General features: G+C 53.7%; 23 protein-coding genes. 11 read left to right on the top strand and 12 right to left on the bottom strand.

Annotated features, from left to right (window positions below; all coding sequences use genetic code 11):
• Positions 1-163 precede the first annotated feature (163 nt).
• Positions 164-1387 (bottom strand): isocitrate/isopropylmalate family dehydrogenase, encoded by a 1224-nt coding sequence (locus tag PED39_07565; protein WII07441.1) that lies wholly within the window; start codon positions 1385-1387, stop codon positions 164-166.
• A gap of 146 nt (positions 1388-1533) precedes the next feature.
• Here PED39_07565 and PED39_07560 point away from each other — a divergent pair, with 146 nt between their 5' ends.
• Entirely contained in the window at positions 1534-1935 is a 402-nt protein-coding gene (locus tag PED39_07560; GenBank protein ID WII07440.1) for a pyridoxamine 5'-phosphate oxidase family protein, read from the top strand.
• 36 nt (positions 1936-1971) lie between these two features.
• Here the strand turns inward: PED39_07560 and PED39_07555 are convergent, their stop codons facing one another.
• From PED39_07555 to PED39_07540, 4 genes are read right to left on the bottom strand one after another with little or no spacing between them, the layout of a single operon-like run.
• Positions 1972-2136, bottom strand: a complete 165-nt coding sequence (locus PED39_07555; protein ID WII07439.1) for a hypothetical protein — start codon at positions 2134-2136, stop codon at positions 1972-1974.
• Positions 2136-3503 (bottom strand): adenylosuccinate lyase, encoded by a 1368-nt coding sequence (gene purB, locus PED39_07550; GenBank protein ID WII07438.1) that lies wholly within the window; start codon positions 3501-3503, stop codon positions 2136-2138. The genes PED39_07555 and purB overlap by 1 nt, the downstream gene beginning before the upstream one ends.
• Before the next feature lie 54 nt (positions 3504-3557).
• Positions 3558-5060: a PH domain-containing protein gene (locus tag PED39_07545; protein ID WII07437.1), complete on the bottom strand. Its 1503-nt coding sequence runs from the start codon at positions 5058-5060 to the stop codon at positions 3558-3560.
• A gap of 1 nt (position 5061) precedes the next feature.
• On the bottom strand, positions 5062-5580 hold the full coding sequence (locus tag PED39_07540; GenBank protein ID WII07436.1) for a PH domain-containing protein: 519 nt from the start codon (positions 5578-5580) through the stop codon (positions 5062-5064).
• Between the two features lie 268 nt (positions 5581-5848).
• Between PED39_07540 and PED39_07535 the strand changes: the two genes are divergently transcribed.
• The 5 genes from PED39_07535 (at position 5849) to PED39_07515 (ending at position 10955) form a co-directional block, all read left to right on the top strand.
• Positions 5849-6832 carry a phosphoserine phosphatase gene (locus tag PED39_07535; GenBank protein WII07435.1) on the top strand — a complete coding sequence of 328 codons (984 nt, stop codon included), beginning with the start codon at positions 5849-5851 and terminating at the stop codon, positions 6830-6832.
• Between the two features lie 364 nt (positions 6833-7196).
• Positions 7197-8558, top strand: a complete 1362-nt coding sequence (locus PED39_07530; GenBank protein WII07434.1) for a signal recognition particle protein Srp54 — start codon at positions 7197-7199, stop codon at positions 8556-8558.
• Entirely contained in the window at positions 8555-9148 is a 594-nt protein-coding gene (trmY, locus tag PED39_07525) for a tRNA (pseudouridine(54)-N(1))-methyltransferase TrmY (GenBank protein WII07433.1), read from the top strand. The genes PED39_07530 and trmY overlap by 4 nt, the downstream gene beginning before the upstream one ends.
• Positions 9114-10103 (top strand): inosine/xanthosine triphosphatase, encoded by a 990-nt coding sequence (yjjX, locus tag PED39_07520; GenBank protein WII07432.1) that lies wholly within the window; start codon positions 9114-9116, stop codon positions 10101-10103. The genes trmY and yjjX overlap by 35 nt, the downstream gene beginning before the upstream one ends.
• A complete protein-coding gene (locus PED39_07515; GenBank protein ID WII07431.1) occupies positions 10104-10955 on the top strand; it encodes an FAD-binding protein in 852 nt (283 codons plus the stop codon).
• A 3-nt stretch (positions 10956-10958) separates the two neighbouring features.
• Here the strand turns inward: PED39_07515 and PED39_07510 are convergent, their stop codons facing one another.
• From PED39_07510 to PED39_07490, 5 genes are all read right to left on the bottom strand, one after another.
• Positions 10959-11426: a peroxiredoxin gene (locus tag PED39_07510; protein WII07430.1), complete on the bottom strand. Its 468-nt coding sequence runs from the start codon at positions 11424-11426 to the stop codon at positions 10959-10961.
• A gap of 8 nt (positions 11427-11434) precedes the next feature.
• Positions 11435-13093 carry a phenylalanine--tRNA ligase subunit beta gene (pheT, locus tag PED39_07505; protein ID WII07429.1) on the bottom strand — a complete coding sequence of 553 codons (1659 nt, stop codon included), beginning with the start codon at positions 13091-13093 and terminating at the stop codon, positions 11435-11437.
• A 64-nt stretch (positions 13094-13157) separates the two neighbouring features.
• Entirely contained in the window at positions 13158-14312 is a 1155-nt protein-coding gene (gene hmgA, locus PED39_07500; GenBank protein WII07428.1) for a hydroxymethylglutaryl-CoA reductase (NADPH), read from the bottom strand.
• Positions 14313-14372: 60 nt separating this feature from the next.
• Positions 14373-16175, bottom strand: coding sequence for an AAA family ATPase (locus tag PED39_07495; GenBank protein WII07427.1), 1803 nt, complete (start codon positions 16173-16175; stop codon positions 14373-14375).
• A gap of 26 nt (positions 16176-16201) precedes the next feature.
• Positions 16202-17239, bottom strand: a complete 1038-nt coding sequence (locus tag PED39_07490) for an ATP-binding protein (protein ID WII07426.1) — start codon at positions 17237-17239, stop codon at positions 16202-16204.
• A gap of 209 nt (positions 17240-17448) precedes the next feature.
• Between PED39_07490 and PED39_07485 the strand changes: the two genes are divergently transcribed.
• A complete protein-coding gene (locus tag PED39_07485) occupies positions 17449-18054 on the top strand; it encodes a MarR family winged helix-turn-helix transcriptional regulator (GenBank protein WII07425.1) in 606 nt (201 codons plus the stop codon).
• Here PED39_07485 and PED39_07480 read toward each other — a convergent pair.
• On the bottom strand, positions 18029-18442 hold the full coding sequence (locus PED39_07480; GenBank protein WII07424.1) for a hypothetical protein: 414 nt from the start codon (positions 18440-18442) through the stop codon (positions 18029-18031). The genes PED39_07485 and PED39_07480 overlap by 26 nt on opposite strands.
• Before the next feature lie 58 nt (positions 18443-18500).
• Between PED39_07480 and PED39_07475 the strand changes: the two genes are divergently transcribed.
• Positions 18501-19130 carry a hypothetical protein gene (locus PED39_07475; protein ID WII07423.1) on the top strand — a complete coding sequence of 210 codons (630 nt, stop codon included), beginning with the start codon at positions 18501-18503 and terminating at the stop codon, positions 19128-19130.
• Here PED39_07475 and PED39_07470 read toward each other — a convergent pair whose 3' ends face one another.
• A complete protein-coding gene (locus PED39_07470; protein ID WII07422.1) occupies positions 19131-19622 on the bottom strand; it encodes a hypothetical protein in 492 nt (163 codons plus the stop codon).
• Between the two features lie 78 nt (positions 19623-19700).
• Between PED39_07470 and PED39_07465 the strand changes: the two genes are divergently transcribed.
• The 3 genes from PED39_07465 (at position 19701) to PED39_07455 (ending at position 22407) form a co-directional block, all read left to right on the top strand.
• Positions 19701-19991 carry a hypothetical protein gene (locus PED39_07465; GenBank protein WII07421.1) on the top strand — a complete coding sequence of 97 codons (291 nt, stop codon included), beginning with the start codon at positions 19701-19703 and terminating at the stop codon, positions 19989-19991.
• Positions 19992-19995: 4 nt separating this feature from the next.
• A complete protein-coding gene (locus PED39_07460; GenBank protein WII07420.1) occupies positions 19996-21744 on the top strand; it encodes a hypothetical protein in 1749 nt (582 codons plus the stop codon).
• 66 nt (positions 21745-21810) lie between these two features.
• Positions 21811-22407: a TATA-box-binding protein gene (locus PED39_07455; protein WII07419.1), complete on the top strand. Its 597-nt coding sequence runs from the start codon at positions 21811-21813 to the stop codon at positions 22405-22407.
• Positions 22408-22414: the final 7 nt, after the last annotated feature.

Genomic DNA, 22414 nt, shown 5'->3' with positions numbered 1-22414 from the left:
ATTTGTTCTAAACTAATAATAGTAGCGGACAGAAACAAGATATCTAACTGTCATAAAGGCGAGTATACGCTCGCGAGTAAGGGCCAGCAGAGCATGATTACAGCGTTTTGATCCCGGAAAGAATGTGAAAAGGATCTCCCCCGGAGGGGAGTAAGGATTTTGATCAGTTCTTCGCGTTCGCGATGGACTCGTCGATGTAGTTCTGCCAGACCTTCTCTATGTCGGGTCTGGCCATGGTGTCAAGGACGTACTGGGCGAACTCGTCTCCGGTTGCTCCAGTGTCCCTTCCGGTCATGACGAGCTTCTTCTCGAACTGAGTGGTGATGTCAAGGGCCATGTTGAGCTTCTTGGCCTTCTCGACCTCTCCGATATGCTCCATCATCATGGCGACCGCCTTGATCATGCTGCAGGGATCGGCATACTGGGCACGACCATCTGTGACCATCCTGGGTGCGGAACCGTGGATGGCCTCGAACATGGCGTACCTCTTTCCGATGTTGGCTGAACCGGCTGTTCCGACACCGCCTTGGATCTGGGCAGCCTCGTCCGTGATGATGTCTCCGTAGAGGTTGGGCAGTACGAAGACCTTGAAGTTGCTCCTCCTTGCGGGGTCAATCAGCTTCGCAGTGGTGATGTCGATGAACCAATCGTCCCACTGGACCTCAGGATAGTCCTTCGCAACCCTCTCGGCGATGCTGAGGAACTTTCCATCGGTTGTCTTGATGATGTTGGCCTTGGTGACAAGGGAAACGTAGTTGACCCCGGTCTTCTTGGCGTGCTCGAAACCTGCACGGATGATCCTCTCGGTTCCCTGTGTAGTGGCAACGCAGAAGTCCATTGCGAGATCGTCGGTGACGTTCACTCCGTCGCTTCCCAGGGCGTAGCTTCCCTCTGTGTTCTCCCTGTAGAAAACCCAGTTGATACCGAGCTCGGGGACCGAAACAGGCCTGACGTTGGCGAACAGGTCGAGTTCCTTCCTCATGGCGACGTTGGCGCTCTCGATGTTCGGCCAGGGATCTCCCTTCTTGGGTGTGGTCGTGGGACCTTTGAGGATCACGTGGCATTCCTTCAGGGCAGCCAGTGTGTCATCGGGGATCGCCTTCATGACCTCCACACGCCTCTCGATGGTCAGACCGTCGATCTGCCTGATCTCGACCTTGCCGGCCTTGATCTTGTCAGCGAGGAGTGTCTCCATGACCTTCTGGGCGGATGCGCAGATGTAGGGTCCGATTCCGTCCCCACCGCAAACGCCTATGATCAGCTTGTCCAGTTTGGAGTAGTCTGTCCAGTCGGGTTCGTTCTTCAGAACCTCGACCCTCTCGAGCTGCTTCCTCAGCAGGGCACCGAATTTCTCCTGTGCCGCTTGGATTGCTTTCTCGTCTACCATTGTTATCGTGCGTGTGATGGATAACGTCAATAAAAAGGAATGTCCACGTGCTCGGGCTATTTCAGCCATCTGAAAGGGACTTAACCCCCTTTAATAACCGGATCGTCTCCGACGGTGTTTTATCGTGCTAAATGGATTCTCAGTGCATGGCGCAGATGACACCAGAGATGCTGGAGGAGATGAAGGCCACAGGCATAATCTCTTTCGCAACGGCATCCAAGGACGGAACTCCCAACGTCGTTCCGGTAGGTATGATCTTCATGGGAGACGACGGGAACATTTGGCTCGTCGACAACTATCTGAACAAGACATTGGCCAACCTGAAGGAGAATCCCAAGGCAGCTTTCTACATCTGGACTAGGGATTACACGGAGTCCTACCAGATCAAGGGATCGGCAACCATCGAGAACTCCGGGGACGATTACATGAAGGCTGTGGCAATCGCTCACTCCAAGAAGGAGACCTATCCTGCCAAGAACCTCATCAAGCTGAAGGTCGAGGAGATCTACTACGTTACACCTGGCGATCACGCCGGAAAGAAACTTTGAAATTGTTTTATCCCCCGGAGACGGGGGAATCGTTTTTCATTCGTCCTTCGGCTTCAAAAACCACGGACCGGCACCCATAAGAGCCGCGAACGGGACAAGAAGGAAGTTGAACGGATTCTGGTTCTCCATGTAGAAGTACAGCGCGAGCATGAATCCCACGATCGCACCGAGGATAAGCCCGAAACGAAGTTGGGGATGCATCACTCCACCTTCTTTTCCAGGATGTTCTCTGCGGCCTCGACCATCTTGTCGACGATCTCCCTTGCACCACCCACATAGTTGGCGGCGTCCATGGTGGCCACGATCTCCTCTTTGGTAAGCACTCCTTTGAGGTCCTCCCTCTCCATGAGCACATCCCTGAGATGCCTCTTCTGGTCCTCTGCTACCATGGATGACTCCCTGATGATCTCGTGGGCGTCCTGCCTTCCGATTCCCTTCTCGGTGAGCTTCATCATCAGAGGTTCGGCCATGACGAGTCCCCTGGAGGATTCGATGTTCTCCAGCATCTTGTCGGAGTGGACCTCGAGTCCCTCGAAGATCCAATTCATCTTCTTCAGGATCTCATCGGTCAGGATGAACACGTGGGGCAGGGTGAATCTCTCGGTCGATGAGTTGGAAAGGTCCCTCTCATGCCAGAGTACCTGACTCTCGAAGGTGGGGGTCACGAATCCCCTGATGACCCTGGCCAGACCGCAGCAGTTCTCCGAGTTCATCGGGTTGCGTTTCTGAGCCATGGTGGAGCTTCCTACCTGTTTCTTCACATCGAAGAACTCGGATGCCTCTCCGATCTCGGACCTCTGGAGGTTCCTGACCTCCGTTCCGTACCTTTCGATGGATGTGGCGATGTTGGCCATCAGGCAGATGACCTCCGTGTACCTATCCCTTCCGACAACCTGCGTCGCGGCGGGTTCATAGGTGAGTCCGAGGTCATTCATGACTCTCTTCTGGATCTCGAAGAAGTTCTTTCCCAAGGCTGCACCTGTACCTACGGCACCAGCCATCTTTCCGGCGCATGCCCTGGGCATGCACTCGATGATCCTCTCCCTGTGCCTGATCATCTCAGCGATGTATCCGGCGATCTTGAATCCGAATGTGATGGGGATTGCGAACTGAGCATGCGTCCTTCCGATCTCGAGGGTGTCCCTCTCCCTCCTGGCGATGACCGCCAGTGTGTAGATGAAGTCCTCGACATCCTTCAGTATGATTTCCATGGCAGCTTTTATCTGCAGAGCGGTGGCGGTATCGACGATATCGTTGGAAGTGGCTCCGAGGTGCACGTACTTACCCGCATCGCCCTTGCACTGTTCCGTCATGGCCTTAACCATGGCCATGAGGTCGTGCCTGGTCTCGCTCTCGATCTCTTTGATCCTCGCTACGTCGACTACATCCAGGCTCGCAACGCGGGTGATCTCCTTAGCATCCGCTTCGGAAATCGTTCCCAGGGATGCGTGGGCCCTTGCCAGTGCGGCTTCTACGTTCATCTGGTTCTGGATACGGCTCTCTTCGGAGAAGACAGCCTTCATGTCGGCACGTCCGTACCTGTAGTCGAGGGGACAGCTGTTGCTCATTGAAATCGGTACGGCGATTGCAAGGTTCACTTATAACTGTATCCACGCACGCGCTTACAGATAACGGCGGTAGTCATACCTTCCGTCCCTGATCCTGGCCATGACCTCTTTGCCGATGAGTTCCAACTCCTCTTTGTTGAAGATGCCCGAGGTGATGCTCTTCGCACCCATGGCGGACATCATGGATACCCTGGCGGTTCCGACTCTGTAATGCCTTTGGATAGGACCGGCCGAAACCGAGCAGATCTGGACCTTGTCATACCTGATGAAGTCCCTCTGCCTGTCATAGGCTCCGGTGATGAACATGAACGTTTCATCCCCCATCCCGAATTCCCTGTTGCCCTGGGCAAGAACACCGTGCAAGATCAGCAGGATAGGTAAGACGACCCCGAAGAATGCTGCCAGGGTGTATATGACCAAGGTTCCCAGATCCCCTGTCTCTTCCGCGTAGCGGAACGACCAATAGAGGAACATGGCTGCTGTGGCCGCTGCTATGATGGCCGCAAAGATGGCCTTGTATGCCACTGTAGGCACCAAGGCCTGTCTGGGCTGCTTGTGGTTGGTCGTATCGAACAGGAATTCCGGTACAAGCGTTGCTGCAAGTCCGAGGACGGTGCCCCTTCCTTTGAGAGGGCAGAGAAGAGGCAGCCCGTTGCTGTCCGCAAGACCTACGACCTCGGCCTCCAGAAGGGATTTTCCCATGATGCGTGCGAGCAGCGGCTCCCTTATCCTGACGCAGTTTACCTTGTTGATGTTGAAGGAGCTGCGGTAAGTGCTTATGAGCCCGCTCTCCACCGTGATGGTGTCCTCGACACGGTAGATGCGGTAGTTGTAGTATCTCAACACGGTCCTGACCGAAGGAAGCACCACGCTGAGGAAGAAAAGGAACAGACCGAACAGTATTCCGTTGGAATCGGTGACCGCTGCGAATATGGAATAGGCCAGTGACGCCAATCCAACAAGCGAAGATAAGGTGGGCTGACCGAAGATTCCATGGAGTATGACATCGAAGTTGGTGATCTCAACCATGGTGTCCATCTGTTGCTCGACTTTGACCTCCATCTCCTTGTTGAATATCCTGCTTGAGATGATCTCCCTCAGCCTGTCCGCTTCGTCGGATTTCAATGTGAGCGTGGCCTCGGCATTGTTGGAGTTGACGGACGAGTTGACGTTGAACAACAGAGTGGTCGATCCGAAGATGCGGTTGACGATGGTCCTCCTGACATTGACCGAGGCCATCTTCGAGTATTGGATCTTTGTCTCCTTCTTGAAGTATGTGTTCCTGAATACGTAAAGCTCGGTGGGTCCGAATGTGTATGTGGTCAGAATCCACATCCTGATATAGACGAACATCAGGCCTACGACCAGGATGATTATCGCATAGGACCATCCGACCAGGACGAAACCCTCGTCACGGTTGGAGAAGTAGTTGATGAGCAGGATCAGGCCCAGTGTGAGGATCAGCGATACCAGATTCTGTATCACGTAGGAATAGTGGTTCCTGTAGACCATCGTCTCTGGCTGGGAGACGGTTTCCTGTAGAGGTTCACCTTCCATTTCAATCACGGTCTTTCAGGAGCTTGACGACGCACTCGTTGAGCCTAGATGCGATACTCTCGGCGGTGTCCTCGTCTAGGAACTCCAGAGTAGTGACCCCTCCAGCAGTGGTGATGACGACGTTGGCCAGTCCGAACATCCTGTTGATGGGCCCTTTGCTGACCTCGACCTGATGGATCCTCTCGATGGGGACCATGGAGTGGGAGATGGTGATGATTCCGCGCCTGATCTCAGCCTTCTCGTCGTCGATCCTGTAGCGGTAGCGCCTGTAGAATACCTCGGGACCGACGATCCAGTATGCAGCGAGAATGATGAACAGCGCATACAAAATCATGCAGACGGTGTTGTAATCGTTCTCCAGTACGTCCTTTCCGAAATGCGATACTGCAAAGCATATCGCAGCCAGCACAGCCAGCTTGATCAGGTTGGCGATGTACATCGACTTTTTGCTGTCCTTCGAAAGGATGTGGTATCCGTCGGCAGTAAGGCCGTTCTCGTCCACTTCGAACTCCTTGCTCATGTCATGACCATAGTCGATTGGGATAAAAGTAGTTGCTCCAGTTTAGTTCACGAAAGAGAAACTATTCGCAGAAGTTGTTATGGAATCAGACTTGGACGGCATAATCTGTAAGTGCAGGTATACGTTGTCTGAGGTTGGCGGAGATGTTTAAACTCGTCAAATGACCGATATACTCCCACAAACCTTTATTAATAAGGTCTTATTATGCACGATTAAAGTGGGCCATGCTTATCTCATGGTCAATGCGAACATAGTGAGTTGAACATTTATGGAAGATTTTGTGGAGGATATTCAGCAGCAGGATTCTCAGGAACAGCAGGCGCAGGTAGAAGAGGTCATCGAACAGGTGACCGAGACCGAAGAGGAGACAACCATCACCTCTGAGGAAGGCCTCGCAGCAATGGAAGAGAAGCGCAGCATCGTCAATGAGGATGCTGAGAAGCACAGGAAGCTCAGGGACGAGCTCAACAACCAGACCAAGGAGTGGAAGTCCAAGAGGGACGCACTCAACTCCCAGGTCAGGGAGCTTGTGGACCAGGCCGGAAAGTGCAGGGAAGAGCGTGACTCTTACAACCAGAAGGTAAGGGAGACCAAAGAGCTCAGGGACGAGTGGAACCAGAAGGTAACCGCTCTCAAGGAACAGCTCGCACCTTACAGGACTGAGAAAGCAGAGGAGAAGGACCAGGTCCCCCTCAAGCAGCTGAAGAAACAGCTCCAGGATCTTGAATACATGCAGCAGACCATGCCCCTTGGAAAGGACAAGGAGAACGGCATGGTGAAGCAGATCTCCGTTCTCGCGAAGCAGATCGCAGAGAGGGAGAAGACCTACGAGCAGAACGATGAGATCAAAGGCCTCGTAGCACAGCTCAGGGAGGCAAAGGCTCAGGCAGAGACCTACCACCACCAGGTTTCCGAGTACGCGGAGCAGGCACAGGCCGCCCACGACAGGATGATCGGCTACTACGAGCAGGCAGACAAGCTCAGGAAGGAAGCTGACGCAGCCCAGGCCAAGTTCATCGAGTGCAAGCAGGCAGCCGATGAGGAGCACAAGAAGCACATCGAGCAGATCAAGTCCGTCCACGAGATGGACAAGGACGCCGCTGCCTTCAAGAACAAGAAGAACAGCGTCAAGAAGAAGAAGATCGACGAGTCCGGAAAGAAGGAGGCAAAGGAGATCTTCGAGCGCTTCAAGGCTGGAGAGAAGCTCTCCACCGAGGACCTCATGGCCCTCCAGAAATCAGGTTACCTCTGATTCAAACTTTTGGGGCTTCGGCCCCACTATCTTTTCACAGTTATTTCTCAACAGATAGGCCAGTCAATTTTGACCAGTTTATGCTGGAACGACTTTTTGTTTAGGTATAACATAAACTGAGTTAAGTCGAAACATTGAGAAAAATCGAGGGAATGATTATATACTTCATGAATGAATATAAGGTCTGCAGGGATTCGGTCAGGCTGTAGAGTGCATCCCATCCCTTCTTATTGCTGACCGGTCCCCCAACCTTCATCATTCTCTGTGACATCCTTCGGGTCGTTCACGTTTAGATCGTTCACAATTTCACTGAGTTTACTGCAATATCCTTTTTTACGCGTGCGCATATTGCAAGGCGTTTACCATGGTCATGGAAGGATTGGGAAAATCCCTTAGGGACGTTCTAGGACGTGTAGGGAAGGCATCCATCATAGACGAGGAATTAGTCAAGGATCTCTGCAAGGACCTGCAGCGCGCCCTGCTCGAGGCCGATGTCAATGTCAAATTGGTGCTCGAGGTTACCAACAACGTCAAGGACCGCGCCCTCAACGAGCCCCCGGAAGCCGGAAGGAGCATGAAGGATCATGTCACCAGGATCATCTACGAGGAACTGGTCAGACTGGTCAACAACGGCGAGGGTCTGCATCTCAAGCCCCAGACCATCATGATGGTCGGACTGTACGGACAGGGTAAGACCACAACCACGGGTAAACTCGCATTATACTTCTCGAAGAAGGGATTCTCCGTCGGACTCATAGGAGCTGATGTATACAGGCCCGCAGCTCTCGATCAGCTGAAGCAGCTGGGAGAGAAGGTAGGGGTCGAGGTCTACGGTGAGCCCGGAGAATCGGACGCACCCGGCATCGTCGCCAGAGGAAAGGAGTTCTTCAAGAACAAACAGATCATCATCATCGATACCTCTGGACGTCACGCCCTTGAGGACGATCTGATCGATGAGATCAAGCAGATCGCCAAGGTGGCCCAGCCCGAGGAGAGGATCCTCGTCCTGGATTCGCAGGTCGGTCAGCAGGCAGGACCTCAGGCCGAGGCATTCCACAACGCCGTAGGGGTCACCGGAGTCATTCTCACAAAGATGGACGGTACCTCTAAGGGAGGAGGAGCGATCTCAGCCATCCAGAAGACCAACGCAAGGATAGTCTTCCTGGGAGTGGGAGAGCACATCCGCGACCTGGAGCCTTTCGACGCCAAGAGGTTCATCTCAAGGCTGCTCGGTATGGGAGATCTTTCAGCGCTCATAGAGCTGGCATCACAGGAGATCGATGACCAGGAGGCTATGGAAGAGGTCGCCCGCCACATGATGTCCGGACGCTTCACTCTCAATGACATGTACTACCAGATGACGGCAATGAGCAAGATGGGAACCCTTGAGAAGCTTATGAGCCTCCTGCCCGGAATGAGCTCGATGAGCGACAAGGTCGACTATGAGGCCACCCAGCAGAGGCTCGGAGTGTTCAAGGTCATCATGGACTCCATGACAAAGGAGGAGAAGGATGACCCCGCGCTCATCAAATCAAAGCGCATCGACAGGATCGCCGCAGGTGCCGGAGTCACATCACATGATGTCAAGGAGCTTCTGAAGCAGTACACCAACAGCAAGAAGATGATGACCTCAGTCACAAAGGACCGTAAGATGCGCAAGCAGCTCATGAAGCAGATGGGCGGCGTCGACATGGACGCCCTCAAGGACCTTCAGGGATCCGAATGAGATACTTCGTAATCACAGGCCACAAGGCCGTCACGACCGGGGATTTCAAGCTTGACGATATAGCTGGAGGTGCCGGAAGGCTCGACGTCCTAGTGAGGTGTGTCAATTCCGCATTCTTCCTCAGCCATGACCTACGCAAGGATGTCGAGATCTATCTTGTGCTGGAAGGGGGCGAGGATGCACCCAAGACAGTAGTTTTCAAAGGAAAGGAGCTCAGGTACCTGAACCCGGACGAGAGGAGCACATCATCGCTCATCCGCAATGCTCTGCTCAAGAAGGTCTCCCCAGGTGAGGAGGTCAAGGCATCGCCCGGAGTCTACAACACCCGTATGTCCTTCGCCGACGTGCTGGAGAAGCTATCGAAGGTCGGATCGTTCGTCTATCTGAAGGAGGACGGTACCGACTGCAGGGAATACGAGTTCCCTACCGACCCCATATTCGTACTGGGGGACAACCACGATCTTACCGAGGAGGAGGAACAGCTTCTTCTCTCGTACGGTCCAGACAAGATCTGCATAGGGCCGCACAGCCTGCATGCCGATCATTGCATGATCATTGTTCAGAACGAAGTCGACCGTAGGTCTCCGTGAGGGATGGCAGATGATCGCCGCTGTAGCCGGAACGTTCAACATCATCCACGACGGGCACCTGTCATTGCTGAAGAAGGCGTTCGAGGTGGGCGATAAGGTACTCATCGGTCTGACTTCAGACGAAATGGCATCAGCCGGCAGAGACGCCTTCACATTCTATGATATCCGTAAGAGAGAGCTCGAAAGGACAGTCGAAGGCTGGGGAGATTACGAGATCTTCCAGATAGACGACATATACGGGCCCAGGGAGATCATGGATGCCGTGGACATCCTTGTGGTCTCGGAGGAGACCCTTCAGAACGGTCACAGGCTGAACGAGGAGAGGGCATACAGAGGAGTAAAGCCCCTGGAGCTCGTCGTCGTACCATTGAAGATGTCGGACAAGGGTGAGAAGATCAGCTCTTCCTCCATCCTCAGAGGAGACTACGGACGCGACGGCAATTCAAACGTTCTCGAAATAGCCGTTGGTTCTGCCAATCAGGTGAAGGTGGCCGCTGTCAGAGCTGTTATGGAGAAGATCTACGGCAACGTCAAAGTCATCCCTGTGGAGGTATCCAGCGGGGTGCCGCCTCAGCCGTTCGGCGAACAGACGCACCAGGGTTCCGAGAACAGGGCCAGGGCCGCTTTGGGGGACCACGACATGGCAGTGGGCATAGAGGCCGGCGTGTTCGAGATGCTCGATGGGCTGTACGACATACAGCATTGCACGATCATAACGAAGGACGGCAGGATCACATACGGTCACGGAATGGGATTCAGGTACCCGGACAGGATTGCCGAGCTGGTCCGCAACGGTATGACAGTCGGTGAGGCCATGAAGGAAGTCTACGGCAGCACCGAAATAGGGAAAAAGCAGGGAGCAATCGGACTCCTCAGCAAGGGTCTGATAGATCGCGAAAAGCTGACCGAGCAATCGGTCACTGCGGCCATGATACCGCGTTTGTGGGATGAGTGAATGTTCCTAAGAGAAAGGATCCAGGACGGTTCGAGGTACCTAAACGACAGGTCCACCCTCAGGGGGCATGCCAAGAACGTCATCCTCCCCAACGACGAGACCGAGCTCAGGGAAGGTATCAGGTACTCCAGCAAAGGGAACACCAAGGTCACCATATCCGGCAGCAGGATGGGCTCCAGGGGCGGATCCGTACCCACAGGCGGAGACGTCATGTCCATGGAGCATCTCAGCGGCATCATAGGGGTCGGCAAGGATGAGACCGGGCCATATCTCAGAGTTCTTCCCTGCACAACCATCTCGCAGTTCAACAATGCTCTGTCCGTTGGAGGCATCGCACCCCTTGTGGAAGGGGAGGAAGTGGACACAACGGGTAAAGTGTTCCCCGTGTCAGTCAGCCTTGAGCATAGCGTAGGCGGAACGGTTGCGATCAACCGTTCGAACATCCGTCCTTACGTAAGGAGGATCAAGGTCGTCTTCTCGGACAGCACCTTCATGACCATGGAACGCGGAGAGTACAAGGCAGAGGGAAGGCGCATAATGTTCCCTGCTGGAAGGAACTACTTTTCCTTCGATCTCCCCGAATTCGATTCGACGGACGATTACGGCCCCAAGATCTCCGCTGGCATGGATCTTCTGGACCTCTTCATCGGATCCGAGGGTATTTTTGGAATAATTACCGAAGCGGACATCTATCTCTCCGACAGGGTCGAGGAGAACCCCACCATCGAGTCCGGTAAGATGGATAACGGTAAGATAGTGGAGAAATACGGCCAGAAGGCCGAAGATGATTTGCGCCGTATCAAGGAGATCCTCGATACGAATTACATCCTGAATATCGGGAATCTTCTCTGATGTTCAGCAGTTCGACAGGCTGCAGGCCTGGTCGTAGACCTTGTCTACGTGGCCGTCGACCTTGACTCTCTTCCAAACCGCTTCGACCTTTCCGTTCTCACCGACGATGAATGTGGACCTGATGGTTCCGGTCGTCTCCTTGCCGTACATCATCTTGGTCCCCCATGCACCGACCTTCTCCATGAGCACATGGTCGGGGTCGCTGAGCAGCTTGATCTTCAGGTTCTTGGACTCGATGAACTTCTGATGGGATGCCACGGAGTCCTTGCTGACTCCGATGACCGGTATGTCAAGGGCCTTGAACTTCTCAATGGACTCACTGAAGGCCTGAGCCTCCCTGGTGCATCCAGAGGTGTTGTCCTTGGAGTAGAAGTAGATGATGTACCTCTTGCCTTTCATCTGCTTGCTGCTGAACTCGTTGCCCTGGTCGTCGACCAGTTTGAAATCCGGGAACTTCTCTCCTTTCTCCATTTTATCCCTCAGAACATTGTCTCCTTGCGGTCCTCGATTATGGGCTCCAGATCGATCTCCAAGAACGCTATCGGGTGGGTGATCTCGTATCCGGTGACGACCTCGATGGCCATCTCTCCGAACATTCCGATGGGCTTGCCCTTGTAGTAGACCTCTGCACCCCTTCCGTCGATGAATGTCTTGATGTCCGTAGCCTTGAGCTCGTACTCGCAGCCCATCTCCCTAAGGGCGGACTCTGTGATGGACTTGATCTCTGTGAATGATACCTTGGATGCCGTGTACATCGCACACAGGTGCATCTTGGTCAGGTCATCGCGAACCACGTATCCTACCTCGAAGATCTTCTGGGGCAGGTCGCGGTGCTTGTTGTGCTTGAGGATGTTGACCAGGCTGGGCATCAGGTATGACCTGAGGCATGTGATGTCCTCGGTGGCCGGGTTCAGGACCTTGACGTTCTCGAAGTACGGCAGCTTGGAGATCTCGAACTCGTCCCTGTCGTTGATCAGGGTCAGAGTCATGACCTCCATGAATCCGAGACCGATCATAACGTCCCTGACGCTCTCTGAGAATGAGTTGACGGGCAACAGTCCTCCAGATGTCTGGGTGAGGGAGTAGTCGCTTCCAAAGTTCTCGAATCCGTATCCGATTCCGATATCCTCGAAAATGTCCACCTTGTGCATGATGTCTAGTCTGTATGTCGGGACAGTAACGCTCAGGATATCCTCCTCAGCGGTGGCATCTAGACCCATCTTCGCAAGGGCCTCCACCATCTCAGACGGTGTCAGCTTTGTGCCTAGGTACCTGTTGCACTCCTCAGCGGAGATGTTGTAAGTGGCGGGTGTGAAATCGGGCGACTGGAAGGTCTCTCCTTCCGAGTGCATGGTGACGGACTCGATCTTTCCTCCACGCTCGGCCAGGGCTGTACAGACTATGTCCAATGCTCCCTTGACGGCCTTACGGTCGAATCCAGTGACGTCTATGAACAGGTTGCGGGTGTTCGTCGTGACCGTGGTCAGCGAACCGTTGATGATCGGGGGGAAGGACAGCACCTGGTCATCCTTGTCCAGGATGATGGGGTACTGAGTGTAGCCCTTGAGGAGGTGGGCATAGTCCCTTCCCTTCTCGTGTTTGGTGAGGATCTCCTCCATATCCATCTCTTCGGTCTTCGCCAGGGGGACGAAGCGTATGGAATGGGGCTCCGCAAGCCTGTATGTGAACGGAGCGTTTACCTTGTCGAGATCGTGGATTCCGATGGCGAGCTTCTTCCTCTTCCTTCCGATGGTGGTATGGAGTTTCTCCTGCATCTCCATGATGGATTTGAGGGTGTTGTCGTCGATGTCGACTCCTTTGACGATACCGCATAGGAAATAGGGTCTGACGTCTTTGACGGATGAATTGATGTAAACATCAAGTCCAGACTCTTCGACCTCGTAGGTCTTCATTCCGGTCTGGAATCCCAGGAAGGCCTTCATTCCCCTGGCTGTCCCCTCGACGCTGTAAAGGTCGGGGCGGTCCGGGAAGAACTCGACGGACATATCGTCGTCTCCAGGCTCTGCGTGCTCTATATCGGCACCGATCATCGGGATTCTGGCAGCGAGAGTCTCCATTGGGACGTCCATGCCCATGATGGAGCACAGGTCGCTGTACTTGAAGTTTATAACAGGCATGAGACCTCGATGCCCACTCCCTAATAAATAATGTCGCGTGTGCGACCAGCGGTTCAGGAGGAATTCACCTTCCCAATGCCTTGTGGGCCTGACCTAGCTGACCTGCGGCCTGAGCTGCGAGCGTGGAGAGTTCTCCGGCCAGAACTGTGGATGCAACGATCTCTGCCAGCTTCTTGGCCTTGCCGGAACCTTGGCAATCGATCATCTTCAGGGCCTCCGATTGGCAGGGCAGAGATGTTCCTCCCCCGACGGTCCCCACTTCAACTGTGGGCATACGGACGCAGATGTAGAGTCCGTCATCATTGGCCTCACAGGTGGTGATGGTCATGCTTCCTCCGACGACCTGTGCAGGATCCTGGCCCGTGGCGATGTACAATGCAGCCACCATGTTGGCCGCATGGGCATTTGCTCCCAGCGTACCCGACATGCTGCTGCCGACCAGGTTCTTCCTGATGTTGGTATCGACGATGCTCTCTGGTGACGCATGCAGCTTGCTCTCCACGATATCGCGGGGGATGGTGGCCTCAGCGAGGACGGTCTTGCCCCTTCCAGAGATCATATTGATCGCTGCAGGCTTCTTGTCTGAGCACATGTTGCCTGAAACCGATACCATCGTCGCTCCGGTCTCCTTTTCGATGAGCCTGCATACGGCTTCCGATGCCAGAGTGGCCATGTTCATTCCCATGGCATCTCCAGTGCTGAATGAGAATCTGAGGTATAGGCTGTTGCCATTGGGGAAAGGCTCGATATCGATCAGTTTCCCATGGCTTGTGGTTCCTTCCACCGCCTCATCGATCTCCTTCTTGTGGGAGTCGATCCAGGCGATCACCTCTTTGGAATGCTTTATTCCGTTGACCTTTAGGACGGGAGCGCGGGTCATGGCGTCGGCCAGCACAGCTGTCCTGATTCCTCCCGACTGATTGATGACGGACATTCCTCTGGAAATGGATGCTACCAATGCTCCTTCGGTGGTTGCGAGAGGGATCAGGTACTCGCCGTCAGCATACTCTCCGTGAATGGCGACCGGTCCCGCATATCCCAAGGGGATCTGCACTGTGCCGATCATGTTCTCGATGTTCTTCGAGGCCAGTTCGGGCTCGAATCCGTATCTGGAGATGCTGTCTAGCTTCGTGCCGGTGAACTCTTCGGCAGCTTTGCGGCGATCTTCTGTATCCGCTTTGGTTTTCCCGCGGTTTTTCAGACCAGTGGTATCAGTCATCGCTCGGGGGATGCTGTTATCCGTTAATAAGTAGGATGTTCGACAAAGAGAGAAGGAAAGTCAGTTGAGGATGTCGTTTGAGGACCTCAGGTCCTCGATCTTGTAGTAGGGAGCGTCCAATGCCCGCGCCAGCCCCTTGGCCTTCTCGTTGATCACGGAGGACACTTTGATGTCCACAACTACGCACTCCATCCTCTCCAGCCTGAGATGGGATGCTATCTGAAGACTCTCTTCCAACGGATCGTTGCCGGGAGTCATGGCGACGTTCGCTCCAGCATCCGTCATGAGGACGACGAAGGCCATGTCTCCGGGGTGCTTCCTGAGATACTGACCGACATACGTGTGCATGAATGACAAGGCCTCGCTGAGAGGGGTCTTCATCCCCACAGGGATGTCCTCGATGATTTTCTGAATCCCTCCTACGGAACGGGTGGGCGGTTGGAGCATTCCTATGAAATCCTGATTGAACGTCATTATCGCTACGCTGTCCCTGCGCGTGTAGTGGTCTCCGAGCATCGACAGTATGGCGGCCTTCACTGCCCTCATTCTCGACCTTAGGACCAGCGAACCGCTGTTGTCCACCATGAAGAAGTACAGGCAAGAGGTGCGCTTCTCCCTTATCTTCTGCCTGAGATCTGACGGGAGGATTATCACACCATCCTTACCAGAGTTCTCCCTGCGGCGTTTCTGATACGGTGCAGCGTAACGTACGGTGGCATCAATGGCCAGATCCGTCAGGTCATCGTCTGCCGGTTTGGAGGAAACGTAGCGTCCGTCCTCACCGACGTCCTTGATGTACCTCCTCATGAGCTGTGTGTCAACGTTGCTCCTCTTACGGCGGCTGTCATCCAGCAGGTCGATTGTTTCGAATACCTTCTCCATGTCAAGAATCAGGAACTCGTCCTCTTCATCATCCGGCCTTTTATCGTCCGCGTTCTGGTCATACTCCAGGTCAACATCGGCCTCCATGGCCTCCTTTAGACTGATCACTTGTGCTTCGACCTCCCGCTCCTGCTCCTTTTCCTCATGTGTGTTGAAGAGCATGACATGGTCCTCGGGCTCCTTGGTGACTATCGAGTGGCGTGTACGGCGATGCGGGATGCAGACCTTCAGTGCGAAAGCAAGATCATCCTCGTTTACCATGGTGCGACCGTCCAATGCCGCTGAGGCCTTGCAAACCCTGGTAGCTGAAAGCTCTCCGCGTACTCCGTGCAGACCGTACTTCTTCCCGGCATCGACTATGGCCTTCAGTACCATGTCGGGAACGAACACTGAATCGATGAGGGACCTTCCTTTTTCTATCTTGGCCACCAGATCTTTATCCTGAATGTCTTCGAAGCCTCCCTCGGAGAGAACCGCCTGCATGATCTCGACACGTTCGGTCCTGTTGGAATCACGGGGCAGTACAACGCATATGTCGAAAAGATCCATCACGGCTGAAGACAGCGGTTGCTCGCGGTCGTTGACAGTGGCCACGACGCTAACAGAACACGGATAGGTCATCGACACTCCCTCACGCTCAACATGCACGCTACCTCTGTGAACGGAGTCCATCAGGGTCAGGGAGGTGTTCTTCGGAAGGAGGTTGATATCATCGACCAGAATGATCGGATCATCGCCACCGAGTATCCCGGGCTCGAAGGCCATGTTTCCGGTGGACAGCACTTCTTCCAGATCTATGGTGCCGAACAGCTGTTCGTCGGTGATGTTCTGCGGGATGACCTTCGCCCTCTTCCCAGTAAGGGCGGCGGAGAAAGAATGGATGATGGCGGATTTGCCTGAACCCGCCGGACCTTTGATCAGCACACCGTGCAGGTGCGGATCGACCAGCAAACAGGTCATGGAGCGGACAGCATCTTCCATCCCCACGAACTGTTCGGGTTTGAGTATCAGATATACCCCCTGAGGACATTATCGAGCTCGCTCTGACGGAACGAAGCCTCTTCGAACGGTCCAGATTTGATACGGTGCCTCAGGATCAGCGGGGCAGTTGTAGAGATGTCCTTGAAGGTGATCTCCTCTCTGCCTTCCAATGCGGCATTTGCTTTGGCGGCACGGATCATCGCTATGTCCGCGCGGTGCCCTTCCATCTTATAGTGGACGGAGACCATGGCTATCGCCAGCAATACCTTGTCAGTGACCTTTACCTTGTTGACAAGCGCTTTGGCCTTGGCGATCCTCTCCCTGAGATCATCGGTCTCCTTTTGGCATTCTGCCATGAATCCTGCAGGATCTGCATCGAAGGCTAGTCTCCTCTTGATAACCTCGATCTTGATGTTAGGATCGGATTCTGTGGAGATCTCCACGCACATTCCGAAACGGTCCATAAGCTGGGGACGGAGCGTTCCTTCCTCTGGATTCATCGAACCAATGAGAACGAACCTCGCAGGATGCGAGTATGAGATGCCCTCCCTCTCTACGAAGTTCCTGCCCATCGCAGCGGAGTCCAGGAGCAGATCGACTATGTGGTCGTCGAGAAGGTTGACCTCATCGACGTACAGGAGGTTACCGTTGGCCTGGGCCAGCACACCTCCCTCGTATTTCCTCTCCCCCGTTCTCAGTATGTGCTCGATGTCCAGGCTTCCGGAGATACGGTCCTCCGTGGCGTTGAGTGGAAGCTCCACGACCCTCATGCTGCGCATAGTCGTTTCAAATCCGCCCTCTGCCACTTTCTTCTTACAGTCCTCGCAGAGGTCCCTGACCTTATCCGGATTGCAGTGGAATTGGCAGCCGCTGATGCAGCTGACCTTAGGCAGGATCTGTTCCAATGAACGGACGGTTGTGGATTTGGCGGTCCCCTTCTCTCCTCTGAGAAGAACTCCTCCAATCCCCGGGTCGATGATGTTCAACAACAGGGCGCGCTTCATCTCCTCCTGTCCCACGATCCTGACGAATGGGAACTGAAGACTGACATCTCCGTCCGACATGATTCTCAACTTCCAGATGATGACCTACACGCTCCGTCGTGGGCCATTTTCCTAAAGAATGTATCGTAAAGCAGCTAAAAAACAATATTGAACGCTAAAACTTAGCTCAAATAAATATCGACTTTGTCGGTGTTAAATTTTTAACAACGATTTACTAACGAGCACAAATTGATTACATATAAATCCAACCAGTAAATCATCGTATCTGAATGTCTGACGGCGAAGATGTCTATTGGAATTCATTCCTGCCCGCTTTCTTTGACAGGATGAGTCTCGTGATGCGTAAGAACATGTCTGCCTTGGTCGAGGACCATGGGTTGACCAGCGCTCATGCGGTCTATCTGATAGCATTGGAGATAAAGGACGGCCAGACCCTGGTTAGCCTCTCCCGTTTCTTGGATCTTGACACAGCTAACACTAACCGTGTCATCAAAGTGCTCAGGGAGAAGAATCTCGTGTACGACGATAGGAAATCCGAGAGTAGCAAGAAGTACAGCATTTACCTCACCGAAGAGGGCCATGCTCTTGCAAAGAAGGTCATGGATGGCATCGTCGAGCTCAACAACAGCTATTTCCGCGACATTCCGCAGGATGAGATTGTCCAGATGAGGAACACCCTCCTGCATGTCCTCGACAACATGAACGTTGACTTCGAGGGCTACATGAACTCCAAGTACGAGGATCCCTTCTACACCCATCTGCACGTCATACCGGCAGATGCAGATTATGAGATGGTGCCGCTGCGCATCGACACAAGGAAGAAGTCCAAGTCCTTAGTGACTGAAACAATCACTTCTTCTTCCTCTTCTCCTTGATCTTCTTCTTGAATTCCTTGACATCTTTCTTGGCCTTCTTCCTCGCTCTGAGGGGAATGGTCACAATGAATGCCACGGTAACCGAGATCAACGGGATGATTGCGCCCTCGATGTTGCCCATCAGATAATAGGCGACGACCATTCCGAGCACTCCGAAGATTCCGCACCATCTCAGGATGGCGCCTCCTCCGAGGAGGAACATGAAGATCAGCATCACTAGGATGATGAGAAATTGGATCAGGGTCTGGGAACCGAAGAACAGGAAGGTGTTGTCCCCCACGGCCTCTACAATGTAAGGTGTGATGTAGGTATCTGTGATGTAAGGCACCGCGATGACGTAGAAGAGCGTCATCAGGATTCCTGCTCCGAATTTGGCGGCTATTCCCATGTTAACACCGGAAAGAACGTTGCAATAATAGTTTTATCCATATCGTCATTCACGCTCGATGTCCAAGGATTTGGAGTACGACGCCTGTAGCAAGGCGAAGAGGCAGTATGAGAGTGGCAACTACCAGGGGGCAGTGAACACCTTGGAGGATTATCTCAAGACCGATCCCCACAACTGCAAGGTAAGGCTCCAGCTGGCCCAGCACATCATCCACGGACTCAAGGACATGGACTACGGGATGATGCAGTTGGATGTCATCCTGGATATCGATCCCGGCTATATCGATGCCATCAAGGCCAAGGCTACCATTCTCTCTGAGGACAAGAAGAACAACAAGCAGGTGGATGAGCTCTTCCAGAAGCTCATAGAGCTTGACCCCTCGGCGGAGATGTACAATTACTACGCCAGATTCCTCAGGAACCAGATGGTGGACTTCAAAAAGGCCGGCGAGTACTATGAGAAGGCCATCGAATTGGAGCCCAACAGGTACGAGTACCACCAGAATTATGCGGCCCTTCTCCTCAATGACCTCAAGGATTACGAGAAGGCCAAGCAGGAACTCGAGATCCTCATGGATCTGAAGCCCGGAGACTTCAAGGCCAAATCCAACTACGACCGTCTGATGCGTGAGAAGTTCGACAAGAACGGGAACGTGAAGAAGCAGAGGTTCGGATTCCTGAGGCGCTGATCACAGCCTCTTGTCGCAGTGGATGCACTTCTTGGTCCTGCGGTTGATGTAACCGCAATTCTTGCATTGGGGGAAGCCCTCGACGTTGAGAGGATTCAGTCCGTCGCCTCTCCAACCGGATCTGGTGATGGCCGAGTTGATCTCGTTGATGTCGGTGCTGAGCTTGTTGTTGTATCTCAGCATGTCTTCGTTGAACATGAGGATGGCATCGTCCCTCTCATGCTCCAGGATATCCTTCTTGTCATAGATGTCCAGCAGTTTGTCGACCTTCTGCTGTGTTTTCACACGGACCATCTCGACAGGTTGTGTCTTCAGCACGCGGTTGAGCTTTTTGAGCTCCACATCCATCGCTGCATGGAGTTCATCCAGGGTGAAGTCCTCGAAGGGGCTCAGGCCCAATAGCCAATACGTGTTGAACCTCCTATCGGTGTACAGTTCGCTGCCACCCTGGGGCAGTTCGACCTCTTCCTTCTTCCTGGTGAAAAATCCCATGTGTCACTAGAGGATATACGGCCGTATAAAGACTGCGTCCACGCATCCCTATTTATAGTGGACAGCAATCGCATAATCATGAGCGACATCCCCTTCAACAGTCCTAAAGCGGTCTGCACGGCTTCACAGATCAGGTCCAAACTCGAGCAGTTGCTCAAGAAGATGCTCGGCGAGGAGAGGCTCGTAGGCCCCTTGGATCCCTACGTGGTCCGTGCTTACGAGGCCGGAAAGATCGATGAGGCGACGAAGGACGAGTTCGTTCACATCGCAATGTATTGCGACAAAGTCCTTTTATCTTCAGATTTCACGGAGATACCTCCGCTCAAGAAGCTCACCGAATGGTCGAAGATGATCGACGAGCTGAGATGATCACATGGCTTACGAGAAAGGCGACCGCAAGGACGGAGACAGGCCTCGTGGACGCAGAGGTCCGCGCAGTGGGGACGGCAAATCCCAGAATAGGGGCGGTGACAGGCCTTTCAAGAGCTCGGACAAGAGAGGATTCAAGCCCCGCAGGAAAGATGACGGGGATTCCAAACCTCGCAGAACCGGCGACAGGAAGGATTTCAAGAGGTCCGGTGGAAGGGACAGGAAGGATTCCAGATCATCAAGGGGCGGGGAGAGAGGCAGGCCAAGGCGCGACTCCAAACCCTTCAACGAAAGGAAGGGCGAGAGCCGTTTCGAAAGGAAGCCCGAAGAAGAGGTACGCCAGGATGAGCCCAGGAAGCTGCTGCTTCCCCAGGATGCATCCAGACTTCTGTACAGAGGTATAGACTGCCAGGTCAACGGCAACGACAACCTGGCCATGATCATGTTCCTCCACGGATCGGTCATGATGAGTGAGGGATGCGAGAACAACGCGGACCGCATCCTGAAGGAGAAAGGAAAGGCCAATTTCGCAACCATCAGAACCGAGATAGGGCCTAACTGTTCCGAGGATGCCCTGACCGAGTTCGATTACCTTTGCATCAAGCGCAACAAGGACTACGACCGCACGTTCTTCGACAACGAGTATGCCAAGGGCAGCACCCATGCCATCTACCGCAGGATATGCCTCGAGGAGGTCGAGGGCGATGATCCAATCATCGACGTGTTCGTGTCCAGATATCCGGACGACGACAAGAAGGTCGTCAAGGGATTGGAGATACTCAAGAGGAAGAAGGACTCCGAGATCGCCGAGAAGCATCTGATCAGGATCGATGAGTCGGTGAAGCTCAAACAGTCTGTATACGTGATGTTCACACGTGCCATGAACGGTGACGCCAGAGCTGTTCAGGAGCTCAAGGAGAACTCCAAAAAGGTCCCTGAGGCTGCGTTCTTCAGCGAATATCTCGCCGCCAAGGCAGAGGGGACCAATGTAGAGTGGCTCCGCGCCAAGTATCCCCAGTACAGGGACCTCATAGTGTCCAGACAGGGGGAGTTCAAGATTCAGGACACACCCTTCGGAATGTTCCTCAAGGCCAAGAACCTGGAGATGAAGAAGGAGGAGTCGATGTCCGTGATGATGAATGCCGCCAGAGCGGGTTCTCAGGAGGCGATCGACGAGCTGTCTGCCAAGATGTTCAGGAACGATGTCAGGAAGTGCCTGGCAGGCATCTATCTCAAGGACAATGACCTGGACAACCTGATGATAGTCTACCAGGCCGGACTAGATGACATGTATTACCTCGATCAGTACTGCGGAGCGGACCGCGACCGCATATTGGAGGTAGGCAAGAACCTCGGGAAGCAGAGCGTCGGAAAGGAGATCGATTGGCTGAAGGACCATTATGACAAAGACATGGAATTCTGTAAAGATGCGCTCATCAAGAGGTCATCAGACGAGTTCTACCACTCCAAGAGGATGATCTACGCCCTCCACGACGTCGGAGCCGATATGGAGGCAGCCAAGCTGTACTTCGAGATGGAGGGTGATCCTGAGGCGCCTTCCGTCAAATGGCTCAAAAAGGTCTGCGGAGAAGAGGACGTCAAAGAATACGTCCGCGACCATTACGTTTCCAAGGGCCAGGAGGACGTATTCGAGTCCATCTTCGCCGAGGATGGTTACGAGAGGCGCCCCAAGAGGCAGTCTGCCGGCGGAAGGAGAGGTTCATTCGGAAAACCGAGGCGCCGCGAAAGATGATGATTTTGACCATCGTCGTAGTAAATCAGAAATGAGTTTATATACTGATTATAAATGCCCTGTAGCATGAAGGACCAAGCACAGAACATTTCACAGGTTTCTGATTCCAAGGATCGTTGGAACCTTCACGTGCAGAACATCGTCGCATCCACACAGCTTTCGGATGGATTTGATCTCAACAAGATCATGGAGGGCCTTAACGATTCCAAGTATGACCCCCACACATTCCCCGGACTCGTGTACAGGGTCAAGGAACCCAAGACTTCCGTCCTCCTCTTCAGGTCAGGAAAGGCTGTCTTCACCGGATCCACGGACCTCAAGATGCTCGAGGCATCGGTCAAGAAGGTACTGTCCGATCTCAAAGCAATCGGCCAGGACGTCTACGACAACCCCAAGACCGAGATTCAGAACATGGTCTCTTCAGCCGACCTCAAGGCAGAGGTCAATCTCAACACCACAGCGATCACACTCGGTCTGGAGAAGGTCGAGTACGAGCCCGAGCAGTTCCCCGGTCTCGTCTACAGGATCAATGACCCCAAGGTCGTCATCCTGCTCTTCGGCTCCGGAAAGATCGTCATCGCCGGTGCAAAGCAGCTTGCCGAGGCCGAGAGGGCCGTCGATAACCTCGCAGATGAGCTCAGAAGCGCTGGGCTCCTGCCATGAATAATCC

The sequence above is a fragment of the Methanomassiliicoccales archaeon LGM-RCC1 genome (assembly GCA_030168575.1).
Lineage (GTDB): Archaea > Thermoplasmatota > Thermoplasmata > Methanomassiliicoccales > Methanomethylophilaceae > Methanoprimaticola.
The sequence above is the reverse complement of the archived record's forward strand: the minus strand, read 5'-3'. Positions and strand labels throughout refer to the sequence as shown.